The organism is Streptomyces rectiverticillatus, from assembly GCF_013394065.1.
Classification (GTDB): Bacteria; Actinomycetota; Actinomycetes; order Streptomycetales; family Streptomycetaceae; genus Streptomyces; species Streptomyces rectiverticillatus.
Window position 1 is genome coordinate 5,806,190 of the sequence record NZ_CP040752.1, and the last position, 13,511, is coordinate 5,819,700.

The following is a 13,511-nucleotide window of genomic DNA, read 5'->3' on the forward strand; positions in this document are numbered from 1 at the left end:
GCTTCCCGTCGGCGGTGCTGTCCATGGTGCCCCGGGGTCAGGCCTCGCGGGCCGGAAGCAGGTCGATCCGCTCCTGCAGGACGGGGTAGCCCGCCTTCGCGAAGCCGGCCGCCATGGGCAGGTTGCCCTGGTCGGTGGCGGCCGCGATGCGCGTGGCGCCCCGGGACACCAGGTCGTGCGTGCACTCCACGAGCAGGTCGTAGCCGTAGCCGCGGCCGCGCTGCCCGGGGACGACGCCGAGGTAGCCCACGCACGGACCGGCGGGGTTGTGCGCGGGGATGTGGAGGCCGACCAGTTCGCCGCCGGGGGTGAAGGCGAGCCGCCACCATTCCCGGGGCGAGGGCAGCCAGGTGAGGAAGGCCATGGCGTCGTCGACGGCGGCCTCCGGGCCGCGTTCCGTGACGTTCTTGCGGTCGTGCGCGTCGAGCGTGCCTTCCATGGTGCGGCCCAGCACGTCGCGTATGACGGCGTCGTCGGGCTCGGGGCGGAAGACCAGCCGGCCGGGGCGCTCGGGAAGCGGGCAGCCGGTCGTCCACTCGTAGCGGAAGCGCTCGACCAGCACCTGCATCCCGGCGGCCTCGGCCACCGCGATGCGCGCCTCCACGGCGGCCCGCACCTCCGGCAGCTCGCGCCAGCCGGGCGGGGCCATCAGGCAGTACTCGGAGCGCAGGGGAGAGGTGCGCAGCAGGCGGGCGGCCGCCTCCTCCTCGCCCTCGGCGAAGTCGAACCAGTCCAGGGCCTTGGGGGACTCGTCGCCGGGCCCGCCCCACCAGGCGGCGCGGGCGACGACCTCGCCGTCGCGCAGCGCCACCCAGGTCCAGTCCGGGCGGTACTCCCCGCCCTGGTGCACGGGCACGTAGGTGTGGCCGAAGGCGCCCCTGCCGACGAGGGCGGGCACGTCGAGGGCCGAGAACAGTTCGGTGTCGCGCTCGGTGAGCGCACGGATGACCAACCGGGTCATGGGGTCCTTCCGGAGAGGCTGTTGCGCTGCATGCGCACCCCCTAGGAAGGCCCACGCGGCCCCCGCCCGTCCACCGATTTCTCTCAAGCCTGGTGCAGCCCGCGCCCGGCCAGCGACAGCATCACCTCGCCCACCGCCTCCGACAGCGTCGGGTGCGGGTGGACGTGCTGGGCGACGTCGGCCGTGTCCGCGTCCCAGCCGACGACCAGCTGGCTCTCCGCGATCATCTCCGAGACGTGCGGGCCCACGAGGTGGACGCCGAGCACCCGGCCGCCGCCCTTCTCGGCGACGACTTTCACCACGCCGCCCTGCCCGTGCACCATGCCCTTGGCCACGGCCGTCAGCGGCATCGAGTTGATCTCGGCGTCGTGGCCCCGCTCGCGTGCCTGGTCCTCCGTCAGGCCGACCGAGGCCGTCTGCGGAGCGGAATACGTGACGCGCGGCACGGCGGCGTAGTCGACAGGCCGCGGCGCACGCCCGGCGAGGGTCTCGGCGACCAGCAGGCCCTCCGCGAAGGAGGCGTGGGCGAGGCCGGGGGAAGGCGGCGGCAGCAGGTCACCGACGACGTGGATGCCCGGCACGGCCGTCTCCAGGCGCGTCCAGTCGGCCGGGGGGACGAAGCCGCGCGCGTCGGTGGGGAGTCCGGCCGCCGCCAGGCCGAGGCCGTCGGTGACCGGCACCCGGCCCACGGCCACCAGCAGCCGCTCCGCCTCCAGCGTGAGCACCTCTCCCCGGGCGGTGCGGAGCGTGGCCCGCACCCCGCCCTCGTGGACGACGGCGTCCTCCAGCCGCGCGCCCGCCCGGACGTCGATGCCCCGCTTCTTCAGACCCCGCGTCAGATACCGGCTCACGTCGGCGTCCTCCAGCGGCAGCAGCCGCTCCGCCGCCTCCACCAGCGTCACGTCGGCGCCCATGGAGCGGTGCAGGGAGGCGTACTCGACGCCGATGGCGCCCCCGCCCAGCACCAGCACCGAGCCGGGCAGCCCCGGCGCGAACAGGGCGTCGTCGCTGGTGACCACGCGCGCGCCGTCGGGCTCCAGGCCCGGCAGGGTGCGCGGACGCGAGCCGGTGGCCAGCACGACGCCCCGGCGGGCCGTCCACGCGGAGCCCGCCTCGGCGCCCGAGCCGATCCGCACCGTCCGCGGGCCCGTCAGCATCGCGGTCCCCCGCACCACGCGCACGCCGGCGTGCGCCAGACGGCCCTCCACGCCCCGGTGGTTGCGGGCGACGATGTCGTCGCGGGTCGCGGTGAGCGCGGACCAGTCGACCGACTCCAGGGTCGCCTTCACCCCCCACCGCTCGCGCGCCTCCGCGATGCCGTCCACCAGCTCCGCCGCGTGCAGCATGGCCTTGCTGGGTATGCAGCCGCGGTGCAGACAGGTGCCGCCCACCAGGTCGCGTTCCGCGAGGACGACGTCGAGGCCCAGCGCTGCGGCCCGCAGGGCGGTGCTGTAGCCGCCGGTGCCGCCACCGATCACGATCACATCTGTTTCGTGCATGTCTTCACCCTGTGCCGTCAGGGATTATGAGTCCAACGCAATATTTCGATCGGTCCCATGAGCTGAGGTCATGGGGCCATGGGAGGGCCGGGCATGAGCCTGCGGCAGATGGAGTACCTCGTCGCGGTGGTCGAGGAGGAGTCGTTCACCCGCGCGGCCGACCTGCTCAACGTGACCCAGTCCGCCCTCTCCCACCAGATCAAGGCCCTGGAGCGGGACGTCGGCGGCCCGCTGCTGGAGCGCCGCCCGCGCGGCATCGGCCTGACCCCCATGGGCCGCGCCTTCCTGCCCCACGCCGAACTCGCCGTCCGCAGCGCCGAACAGGCCCGCCGGGCGGCGAAGGCCGCCGCCGGAGCGGCCGGCGGCGAGCTGCACATCGCCTCCCTGCACGCCCTCGCGGTCGGGGTGCTGCCGCCCGTCTTCGCGCGCTGGCGCCGCGCCTTCCCCGCCGTCCGCCTCCACCTGCACGAGTACGCGACCACGGAGGAGCTGCGCGACCACATGGAGCGCGGCGTGGCCGACATCGCCGTCGGCCCCCGCCCCGAGGGCTGGCACGGCCCCGTCGTCTCCCTCGGCGACGAGGAGGTCATGGTGATCACCTCGGCGGACGACCCGCTCGCGGCCCGTACGGAACCCCTCACGCTGCCCGAGCTGGCCGAGCGCGACTGGGTGCGCTGCGCCCTCGAACCCATCGTGCAGGGCAGGCGCTGGCTCGACTGGGTCTGCGCGCAGGGCGGCTTCGTCCCCCGTACGGCCGTCTGGACGGAACACTCCTCGACCGCCGTACGGATGGCGGTGTCCGGGCTGGGCCTGGTCGCCGCCCCCGTGCACATGGCGCGCGACGTGCCCGGCGCGGTGACGGTCCCCGTGGACCCGCGCTGGCGCCGCGAGCAGACCGCCTTCGCGCGCGTGGAGCTCACCGGCGCCACCGCCGCCTTCGTCGAGCTCTGCCGCGAACTGGCGTTTCCGGGACCGGTGCCCGCTGACCGGCCCAGCCCGGGCCCCGCTGCGTCTCGCGTCTCATGACGCCCCCGTAAAGGGCGCGGGGCGGTGTCGATTTGCGGCTCCGCCGCGTGGGCGCGACCAGCCCTGTGCGGCCCGCAGCCGACAGAGTTTCCGCGCACCCCGTGCAGGGCTCGGCGCTCAATCCCGTACGAGCAGCGCCACCGGCCACCGTTCGAGCAGCTCGGCCAGCCCGGCACGCCCCTCGTACGCGGCGCCCGTCAGCACCTCGCGCCACCGGCCGCCGCCCGGCAGCGGCAGCACCGTCCCCCGCAGCCCCCCGTCCCGCGCCAGCCGTCCGTGCAGCCGCGAGACGACGGTGACCGCGGCGCCGGAGCGTGCGAAGGCCACGCAGTGCCCGGCGGCCGGGCCGTCGGCGGCCAGCGGCTCGTACGAGGCGCCGGGGCCGAACCACTCGGGGCGCGAGCGGCGCAGCCCCAGCACGGTGCGCGTCAGATGCAGCTTCTCGGCGGACAGGTCCCCGTCCGCGCTCCCGTCCGTGCTCCCGTCCCCGGCGGCCGGGAAGGCCGGCGGGCGCCGGTTGTCGGGATCGACCAGGGCGGCGTAGGCGCGCTCCGTGCCCATATAGAGGTCGGGCACGCCCGGCATGGTCAGGTGCAGCAGGGCCGCGCCGAGCGTATTGGCCCGCACGGACGGCCGCAGCGCCTCCTCCAGGGGCGCGAGGGCGGTGCGGGCCGGGCCGCACGGGTGTGCCGCGACGAAGGCCTCCACGGCCGCCTCGTAGGCCGCGTCCGGCTCGGTCCACGTCGTGCGCAGCCCCGCCTCGCGCACGCTCTTCAGCACGGCCGGCGCGAGCCGGGCGGCGTCCACGGGGTTCGCCGGGCCGAGCCCGAAGGCGCTCTGCCAGGCCAGCCACGCCACGTGCGGGTCGGGCGCGCAGGGCTCGGCGGCCTCGGCCGCCAGCCGGTCCATCAGGTCCGCCCACCGGCCGGGGCACTCGCTCAGCGCCGCGATCCGGGCCCGTACGTCGGCGCTGCGCTTGGTGTCGTGCGTGGACAGCACCGTCCCGGTCGCGGGCCAGTCGTGCTGCAGGCGGGCGCAGTAGGCGTGGAAGTCCTCCGGGGAGACGGCGGGCCGGCCGGGATCGCCGCCGACCTCCGCGGCCGACAGCAGGGGCGCGTGCCGGTAGAAGGCGGTGTCCTCGACGGACTTGGCGCGCAGCGCGGAGGCGGTCTGCGCGAACCGCGCGCAGAAGTCCCGCTGGTCCGGGCCCTGCCCCAGGCGGCCGAGGGCCGCGTCCCGGACGACCTCGGCCGCGCCGGCCTCCTCGGGCACGGCGAAGGCTCCGCGCGCGTCCTGGGCGGCCTGGTCGAGCAGGGCGGCGTCGACGGGGGCCGCGGGCCGCCCCGGCAGCGCGTAGGGCCGGTAGACGGGCAGGCGCACGAGGATCTCGCGCAGGGCGGTGCGCAGGGCCCAGGGCGCGGTGTCGCGCAGCCGGTGCGAGCCCTCGCAGATCCGGCCGGCGGTGCGCACCAGCCGCTCGGTCTCCGCGGCCAGCTCGTGGGTGATCACCTTGTACGCGGCGCGGCGCACCGTCGCGGGCCAGTCGCCGCCGCGGTCGGGCGGCAGGCCGGTGAAGGCGCGGTAGCGGGCCCCCAGTTCGGCGGCCCCCGCGGGGTCGACGAAGAGGCCGTCGAGGTGGCGCAGGGCGTCGTAGCCGGTGGTCCCGGCGACGGGCCAGTCGCCGGGCAGGCGCTCGTCGCGGCTGAGGATCTTCTCGACGACCGTCCACCGGCCGTCCGTGGCCTCGGCGAGGCGGTGGAGGTAGCCGGCGGGGTCGGCGAGCCCGTCCGGGTGGTCGACGCGCAGCCCGTCGGCCACCCCGTCCTGCAGCAGCTGCACCACCTTGCCGTGGGTGGCGGCGAAGACCTCCGGGTCCTCCACGCGGACCGCGATCAGCTCGGAGACGGTGAAGAAGCGCCGGTAGTTCAGCTCCGTCCGGGCCAGCCGCCACCAGGCGGGCCGGTACCACTGGGCGTCCAGCAGGTCGGGCAGCGGCAGCCGCTCCGTGCCGGGCCGCAGCGGGAAGGCGTGGTCGTGGTAGCGCAGGACGCGCTCCTCGGACCCGTGCGCGCGGCCCGCGACGCTGAAGTGACGCAGCTCCCCGCCGAGCGGGCCGGCCAGCACGGGCAGCAGCACCTTGCCGCCGTGCTCGGCCCAGTCGATGTCGAACCAGCGCGCGTAGCGCGAGGCCGGGCCGTCCCGCAGGACCTCCCAGAGCGGGCCGTTGAGCGCCGCGGGCGCGGGCAGGGCCATGTGGTTCGGGACGATGTCGAGGATCAGGCCCATCCCGTGCTCCCGGGCGGTGCGGGCCAGCGACCGCAGGCCCTCCTCGCCACCGAGCTCGGCCCGCACGGCCGAGTGGTCGACGACGTCGTAGCCGTGCGTGGAGCCGGGGACGGCCTCCAGGACGGGCGACAGGTGCAGGTGGGACACCCCGAGGGAGGCCAGGTACGGCACGGCCTCCTCGGCCGCCCGGAAGGGGAAGGCCGGCTGGAGCTGGAGCCGGTAGGTCGCGGTCGGCACAGCGCTGTGGAGCCTCATGGGAACGTACGTACCCACTCGGGGCGGTCTTGCCGCAGTGGACTACGCCGGGCGCTGCAACACCGTGAGGCTGCGGCCGGCCAGCGTCAGGCGGGCCCCCGCCCGGACCTTCGGGCCGTCCGTCTCCACGCCGTCGGCGCCCGCCGTGTCGACCACGACCTGCCACACCCTGCCGTGCTCGGCGGGCACGATGAAGTCGAGCGGCTGGTCGTGCGCGTTGAACATCAGCAGGAAGGAGTCGTCGACGACCGGCTCGCCGCGCGGCCCGGGCTCGGAGATCGCCCCGCCGTTGAGGAAGACCGTCAGCGACTTGGCCTGGGCGGCCTGCCAGTCGCTGTCGCGCATCTCTTCACCCTCGTGGGTGAACCAGGCGATGTCCGACAGCTCGTCGTGGGTGCCCTGCACCGGGCGGCCGTGGAAGAAGCGGCGGCGCCGGAAGACCGGGTGGTCGCGGCGCAGCCACACCATCGCCCGGGTGAAGGCGAGCATCCGCCGGGCGCGCGCGGAGGAGTCGTCCCCGGGACGCGGCCAGTGCACCCAGGAGACGTCGTTGTCCTGGCAGTAGGCGTTGTTGTTGCCCCGCTGGCTGCGCGCGAACTCGTCGCCGTGGCTGAGCATCGGCACGCCCTGCGACACCATCAGGGTGGCGATGAAGTTGCGCATCTGGCGCTCGCGCAGCGCGAGCACCTCCGCGTCGTCGCTCTCGCCCTCGGCCCCGCAGTTCCAGGACCGGTTGTGGTTCTCGCCGTCGCGGTTGTCCTCGCCGTTGTCCTCGTTGTGCTTGCCGTCGTACGCGACGAGGTCGTGCAGGGTGAAGCCGTCGTGGCAGGTGACGAAGTTGACGGAGGCCAGGGGGCGCCTGCCGTCTCCCTGGTAGAGGTCGGAGGAGCCGGTCAGCCGGGATCCGAACTCCGCCAGGGTGGCCGGCTCGCCGCGCCACAGGTCCCGGGCCGTGTCCCTGAACTTGCCGTTCCACTCGGCCCACAGCGGGGGGAAGTTCCCGACCTGGTAGCCGCCCTCGCCGACGTCCCACGGCTCCGCGATCAGCTTCACCCGGCTGACCACCGGATCCTGCTGCACCAGGTCGAAGAAGGACGAGAGCCGGTCCACCTCGTGGAACTGGCGCGCGAGCGTCGCCGCCAGATCGAAGCGGAATCCGTCCACCCGCATCTCGGTCACCCAGTACCGCAGCGAGTCCATGATGAGCTGCAGGACGTGCGGGCTGCGCATCAGCAGGGAATTGCCGGTGCCGGTCGTGTCCATGTAGTACTGCGGATCGTCCGCCAGCCGGTAGTACGAGGCGTTGTCCAGGCCCCGGAAGGAGAGCGTGGGCCCCAGATGGCTGCCCTCGGCCGTGTGGTTGTAGACCACATCCAGAATGACCTCGATGCCCGCCGCGTGCAGCGCCCGCACCGCCGACTTGAACTCCAGCACCTGCTGTCCCCGGTCGCCCCAGGAGGCGTAGGCGTTGTGCGGGGCGAAGAAGCCGATGGTGTTGTAGCCCCAGTAGTTGGCCAGACCCGCGTCCACCAGCCGGTGGTCGTTGACGAACTGATGGACCGGCATCAGTTCGATGGCCGTGACCCCCAGCTCCGTCAGGTGCTCGATCACCGCGGGGTGCGCCAGCGCCGCGTACGTGCCGCGGATCTCCTCCGGCAGCGCCGGGTGGCGCATCGTCAGGCCCTTGACGTGGGCCTCGTAGATGACCGTGCGGTGGTAGTCGGTGCGCGGCGGGCGGTCGTCCCCCCAGTCGAAGTACGGATTGACGACGACCGACGTCATCATGTGCGGCGCCGAGTCCATGTCGTTGCGCTTCTCCGGCCGCCCGAAGTGATAGCCGTAGACGGCCTCGCTCCAGTCGACGGCCCCGCTCACGGCCCGGGCGTAGGGGTCCAGCAGCAGTTTGGCGGAGTTGCAGCGGTGCCCGTGCTCCGGCTCGTAGGGCCCGTGCACCCGGAAGCCGTACCGCTGACCCGGCATCACCCCCGGCAGATAGGCGTGCCGTACGAAGGCGTCGCTCTCGCGCAGCTCCACCGCCGTCTCCGAGCCGTCGTCGTGCAGGAGGCACAGCTCGATCCGCTCGGCGACCTCCGAGAAGACCGCGAAGTTGGTGCCGGCGCCGTCGTACGTCGCGCCGAGGGGGTACGCCTGTCCCGGCCAGACCTGCATCGACTCTTCCGTTCTTCCGTTGTCCCAGGCTGTACTCGGGGGCCGTCCTCGCCGCCGCACGCGCCGGCCTTCCTGTTCGGAAGGCGCGTACGGGCCGAAGCGGCATCCTCGCCCAATCGGACCGGACAGGGCGCCCTTTCGCCAGATCTTCCCCAAAAGGAGCGCAACCACAGCCCCCTTCGGCTCGTCCGACCGGGTGACCCGGCGGGGGCGCGCCCCCGCTTTGCCCCCTCCCCTCCGGCCCCGGAAACCGGCGGCCCGGCGCGCCCGGACGGGCGCTCGCACGGCTCTCACCGCGCGTTTTGCGCCCCCGCCGCTATGAAACGGCTCACTCCCCGCGCCGGGCGGGCGGACAACAGGTTTCCGGAACGGGAGAGTTGGCGGAGGACCGGACCCGTCCGGGTGCAGGGCCCGCCGCCCGCACAGTAGTCTGCCTTGATCGTTGGACGGGGGCGGAAGGGCGGTGCACTGTGAGCTCGGGCGGGCTGGAGCTGCCCTCCGGAGACGGAAGTCCCGGGGGTGACGGCTCGGCCGACACACCTCCCGGCGCCGTGTCCGTGGCACGCCCCGTGGAGATCGGCGCCGCACTGGACTGGGACGCCGAGGCGTGGAGCGAGGTGCGCACCCGCGCCCGGCGGGCCGGCCGGGCGTACATCTGGCTCAATCTCGTGGAGCAGCGGCTGCGCGCCGTCGTCGCCGCCGTCCTGCGGCCCGTCTACGAGCCGGTGCACGGCGAGGACGAGTGGGTCGTCGCCGCGGCCGGTCCGGCCGGGCAGGAGTGGGTGCAGCGGGCCGTGGCGGTGCGCGAGGTCAGCCGCCGCAAGGGCTATCTGCTGGACCCGGCCGACGACAACGTCCTCAGCTTCCTCACCCTGCCCCAGCTGCGCGAGCTCCTCGTCCAGCACTGGCCCTGCTTCGAGCCGTACCTCGACGACCGGCGCGAGCTGGAACTGGCACTGGACGAGCTGGAGGTGACGCGCAACGTCGTCTCCCGCAACCGCGCCCTGTCCGAGACCGTCCTCGCCCAGGCCGAGCGGGCCGCCGGCCGCCTGCTGACGATCCTCGGCGGCGGCAGCGCCGGCACGGGCGCCCGCTCCGCCGACCGGCTGCCCGTCGACGCCGTCGAGGACATCGTGGGCGACCGCTACGCCGACGTCGTGGGCGTCCACTCCGACCGGGTCCGGCTGCAGCGGCAGCTGCCCGTGGAGGACCTCTTCGGCAGCGCCCGCCGCCTCGACGCCGTCGGCATAGGCCTGAACCTGCTCGTCCAGAACTACTCGGGGCGCCGGCTGGTCCGGCTCGCCGAGGCCGGCTGCCGGGCCCGCCTGCTCTTCCTCAACCCCGCCAGCAGCGCCGTGCGGCGCCGGGAGCGGGAGCTGGGCATCAAGAAGGGCGAGATGAGCCGGTCCGTCGAGATGAACATCATGCACATGCGGCGCGTGCGCGACCGGCTGCGCGACACCGCCGCCTTCGAGATCCGCGTCTTCGACGAGACGCCGCGCTTCACCGCCTACCTCGTCAACGGCGACGGCCCGGACGGGCTGGCCGTCGTCCAGTCCTACCTGCGCAAGGCCCGCGGCATGGAGGCCCCCGTGCTGGTGCTGCGCGGCGGCGCCGCCGTGGTCCGCGACGGGCGCGAGCCCGAGCACGGGCTCTTCGAGACCTACCGCGAGGAGTTCGAGAGCGTGTGGGCGGACTCGCGACAGGTCTCGTGACGGCCCGGCCGTCCGGCGCCCGCGGCGGCGTTCCCGCAGGCCGGGACGGGGCGCTGTCAGTGGGCCGTGCGACGCTGGGGACCAGTCGGGGGAAGCACCACGAAGGGGGACCGCGATGGGGTGGCATCAGGAGCTGCTGATCGGCTTCGACCTGGAGACCACGGGCACGGATCCGGCCGAGGCGAGGATCGTCACGGCGGCCGTCGTCGAGACCAAGGCCGGGGAGCCCGTCGGCCGCCGGGAGTGGCTGGCCGATCCCGGCGTCCCCATCCCGGACGAGGCCGCGGCCATCCACGGCATCACCAGCGAGCGCGCCGCCCTCGGCAGGCCCGCCCGCGAGGTGGCCGACGAGATAGCGGACATCCTGGTCGCCCACTGGTCGGCGGGCGCGGCCGTCGTCGCCTACAACGCCGCCTTCGACCTCACCATCCTCGCGGCGGAGCTCCGGCGGCACGGGCTGCCCTCCCTCGGGGAGCGGCTGTCGGCCGCGGGCGGTGCGGCCGCCGGCGGGCAGGACACGGGCCCGGTCGTGGACCCGCTCACCATGGACCGCGCCCTCGACCGCTACCGCAAGGGCAAGCGGAACCTGGAGACGGTCTGCCGGGTCTACGGCGTGACCCTGGCGGACGCCCACGAGGCCGGCGCCGACGCCCTCGCGGCCGTCCGGGTGGCCTGCGCCCTCGCCGAGCACTATCCGGAGGTGGCCGAGGCCGCCCCCTGGGACCTCCACCGGGACCAGGTCCGCTGGTACGCGGACTGGGCGAGGGGCTACGAGTCCTGGCTGCGCCGCCAGGGGGACGCGACGGCGGCCGTGGACGGCCGCTGGCCTTTGCGCTGACCGCTCCTTGGTGGACCTGATGCGCGTACCGGATCCGGTGGCTTCGTATTCCGCCGGACCCTCGGCGCGGTGGTTTCTCGCCGTCGCGGCGGGAGGTTTTGGCGGGCGACCGCGCAGCCCGCTGCGGGAACGCGCCCCGATAAGGGGCGCGGGGAACTGCGCGAACAGCCACACACAGCCCGCAGCCGGCCGACAGCCGAACCGGCAGTACCCCTCAGAAGGGGATCAGAAGGGGTACCAGCGCACCGCGGCGTCACCCTCCCGCAATGACGCCACCCGGCGAGCGAACTCCGCGCGAGCGCCCGCGTTGCCCGGGGCGTGCTGGGCCACCCAGGCGCAGCTCGCCGTCTCGCGCGCACCGCGCAGGACCGGGCAGCCCTCCCACTCCCGTACGTCCCAGCCGTACGTCCCTACGAAGGCGTCGTAGGCGTCGGCAGGCAGGCCGTAGCGGTCCTTGCTGAGGGCGAGGACGACGAGGTCGTGCTCGCGCAGGTCGCCCGCGAAGGTCTCCAGGTCCACCAGGACCGGCCCGTCCGGGCCGATGTGCACGTTGCGCGGGAGGGCGTCCCCGTGAATCGGACCCGGCGGCAGGTGCGGGGTCAGGGCTGCGGCCCGCACCGCGAAGCCGTCCCGCCGCTCGCGCAGGTAGGCCGCGTCCGCAGGGTCGATCGCGTCCCCCGCCAGCCGCAGCCACCGCTCGACGCCGCCGAGCAGGTCGCGCCGGGGCAGGGCGAACTCCGGAGCGGGCAGGGCGTGGAGGGCGCGCAGCAGCCCGGCGAGGTCGGCCGCGCCGGCCGGGCGCACGGCCTCGGGCAGCCGGTGCCAGAGCGTCACGGGATGCCCTCCGGCCGTCCGCGGCACGGGCTCGGCGGCGCGCACGGCAGGGACGCCCTGCTCCGCCAGCCAGGCGGCGACCCGCAGTTCGTGGCGCGCCCGCTCCAGCAGTGACGCGTCGCGGCCCACCTTGACGACCAGGCCGCCGGCGGCGAAGACCGCGTTCTCGCCGAGCGCGAGCAGGGCCGCGCCGGCCACCGGTGCCTCCGGCACCGCCGCTGCGAGGAGCTCGCGCGCCCGCCGCTCCGTGAATGCCGTGCTCTCCACCGCGTCCGCCACTGCGCCCGCACCTCCTGTACCTGCGGCGATCGCCGCACGCCTGCTCTTTCGACCCGTCACGCTACCCGGCCGGCCACGCATGGCCGGATAGAGATCATTGGACGATACGTTTCGTCTTGTTGACTCTCGGGCCGGATGCCCGTCCGCCATTCTCATCAGGGCCCGCCCTGCGCTCAATTGATGTTCCGTCAGTGCCCAAATTGCCTTCCTTCAAAGGGGTTTGGCATTACGCAACGACGTTGCCTATGTCACAAAACCTCGTGGGGGTTGAACTGCCCGCGTCAAATCCGACAGGGTTTCGAAGCACCCCGGAGCGGCCCCTTCCGTCACTTCGGGCGTGCAGTGACACATGCTCAATTCCCCCCACAACAACAGCACGAGGAGGAAACCTCGTCATGGCAGCACACAAGCGCACCGGCCGGCGACGGACCGTCCTGGCGATATCCGCCGCAGCCGCCGTCACGGCCGGAGCCACGTTCATGGCTCTTCCGGCCGGCGCCGCCCCCGCCCCCGAAGGGACCGTCTACGGCGCCGGCGCCAAGGGCGCGATCGAGGGCAGCTACATCGTCATGCTGAAGGACGGCAAGGGCGCCGCGGGCGCGAAGTCCGTCTCCGCGCAGGGCGGTGACCTCGCCCAGCGCTACGGCGGCAAGCTCGGCCGCACCTACGACTCGGCGATCCACGGCTTCTCCGCCAGTGGCCTCGACGAGACGGAGGCCAAGCGCCTCGCGGCCGACCCCGCCGTCGAGAAGGTCGTCCAGAACCACCGCTTCACCGCCAGCGCCACCCAGGAGGCCCCACCCTCCTGGGGCCTGGACCGCATCGACCAGGCCGAGACCAAGGGCGACGGCAAGTACGCCTACCCCGACGGCGCCGGCGAGGGCGTCACCGCGTACGTCATCGACACCGGTGTCCACATCAGCCACAAGGACTTCGGGGGCCGCGCCTCCTTCGGCTTCAACGCCGTCGACAAGAGCGACAAGGCCGAGGACGACAACGGCCACGGCACCCACGTCGCGGGCACCATCGCCGGCACGGCGCACGGCGTCGCCAAGAAGGCCAAGATCGTGGCCGTCAAGGTCCTGGACGGCCAGGGCTCCGGCTCCACCGAGCAGGTCGTCGCGGGCATCGACTGGGTCACCAAGAACCACAAGGGCCCCTCGGTCGCCAACATGAGCCTCGGCGGCGGCGCGGACGAGGCGCTTGACGCGGCCGTGCAGAAGGCGATCGCCTCCGGCGTCACCTTCGCCGTCGCGGCGGGCAACGAGTCCACCGACGCGGGCAACAGCTCCCCGGCCCGGGTGAAGGAGGCCATCACGGTCGCCTCCTCCACCAAGGACGACCAGCAGTCGGACTTCTCCAACTTCGGCAGCGTGGTCGACCTCTACGCCCCGGGCTCGGACATCACCTCCGACTGGAACGACAGCGACTCCGGCACCAAGACCATCTCCGGTACGTCGATGGCCACCCCGCACGTCGTGGGCGCAGCCGCCGTCTACCTCGGCGCCCACAAGGACGCCACCCCGGAGCAGGTCGCGGGTGCGCTCGTCAAGGGCGCGACCCCCGACAAGGTCTCCAACCCGAGCACGGGCACGCCCAACAAGCTGCTGAAGGTCACCGAGTAGCAGCTCCAGCCCATCGGCCGGCCG

9 protein-coding genes are annotated in these 13,511 nt (G+C 74.0%); 4 read left to right on the forward strand and 5 right to left on the reverse strand.

Annotation, left to right across the window (positions count from 1 at the left end; genetic code table 11):
• Positions 1–37: 37 nt before the first annotated feature.
• Positions 38–961 (reverse strand): GNAT family N-acetyltransferase, encoded by a 924-nt coding sequence (locus FGW37_RS33430; RefSeq protein ID WP_246430547.1) that lies wholly within the window; start codon positions 959–961, stop codon positions 38–40.
• 83 nt (positions 962–1,044) lie between these two features.
• Positions 1,045–2,460 (reverse strand): dihydrolipoyl dehydrogenase, encoded by a 1,416-nt coding sequence (gene lpdA, locus FGW37_RS25300; protein ID WP_179083147.1) that lies wholly within the window; start codon positions 2,458–2,460, stop codon positions 1,045–1,047.
• Positions 2,461–2,553: 93 nt separating this feature from the next.
• Here lpdA and FGW37_RS25305 point away from each other — a divergent pair, with 93 nt between their 5' ends.
• Complete coding sequence (locus tag FGW37_RS25305; protein WP_179083148.1) at positions 2,554–3,486, forward strand: LysR family transcriptional regulator; 933 nt, start codon at positions 2,554–2,556, stop codon at positions 3,484–3,486.
• A gap of 117 nt (positions 3,487–3,603) precedes the next feature.
• On the opposite strand, the gene treY is transcribed toward FGW37_RS25305, so the two are convergent.
• Together treY and glgX are read right to left on the reverse strand one after the other, a co-directional pair.
• Positions 3,604–6,027: a malto-oligosyltrehalose synthase gene (gene treY, locus FGW37_RS25310; protein ID WP_179083149.1), complete on the reverse strand. Its 2,424-nt coding sequence runs from the start codon at positions 6,025–6,027 to the stop codon at positions 3,604–3,606.
• A 42-nt stretch (positions 6,028–6,069) separates the two neighbouring features.
• Positions 6,070–8,196, reverse strand: a complete 2,127-nt coding sequence (gene glgX, locus FGW37_RS25315; RefSeq protein WP_179083150.1) for a glycogen debranching protein GlgX — start codon at positions 8,194–8,196, stop codon at positions 6,070–6,072.
• A 470-nt stretch (positions 8,197–8,666) separates the two neighbouring features.
• Between glgX and FGW37_RS25320 the strand changes: the two genes are divergently transcribed.
• Together FGW37_RS25320 and FGW37_RS25325 are read left to right on the forward strand one after the other, a co-directional pair.
• Positions 8,667–9,911, forward strand: coding sequence for an SAV2148 family HEPN domain-containing protein (locus FGW37_RS25320; protein ID WP_179083151.1), 1,245 nt, complete (start codon positions 8,667–8,669; stop codon positions 9,909–9,911).
• Between the two features lie 115 nt (positions 9,912–10,026).
• Positions 10,027–10,749, forward strand: a complete 723-nt coding sequence (locus FGW37_RS25325; protein ID WP_179083152.1) for a 3'-5' exonuclease — start codon at positions 10,027–10,029, stop codon at positions 10,747–10,749.
• A gap of 225 nt (positions 10,750–10,974) precedes the next feature.
• On the opposite strand, the gene FGW37_RS25330 is transcribed toward FGW37_RS25325, so the two are convergent.
• Positions 10,975–11,862, reverse strand: coding sequence for a phosphotransferase enzyme family protein (locus FGW37_RS25330; protein ID WP_246430548.1), 888 nt, complete (start codon positions 11,860–11,862; stop codon positions 10,975–10,977).
• Positions 11,863–12,257: 395 nt separating this feature from the next.
• Here FGW37_RS25330 and FGW37_RS25335 point away from each other — a divergent pair, with 395 nt between their 5' ends.
• A complete protein-coding gene (locus tag FGW37_RS25335) occupies positions 12,258–13,487 on the forward strand; it encodes a S8 family peptidase (RefSeq protein ID WP_179083154.1) in 1,230 nt (409 codons plus the stop codon).
• Positions 13,488–13,511 lie beyond the last annotated feature (24 nt).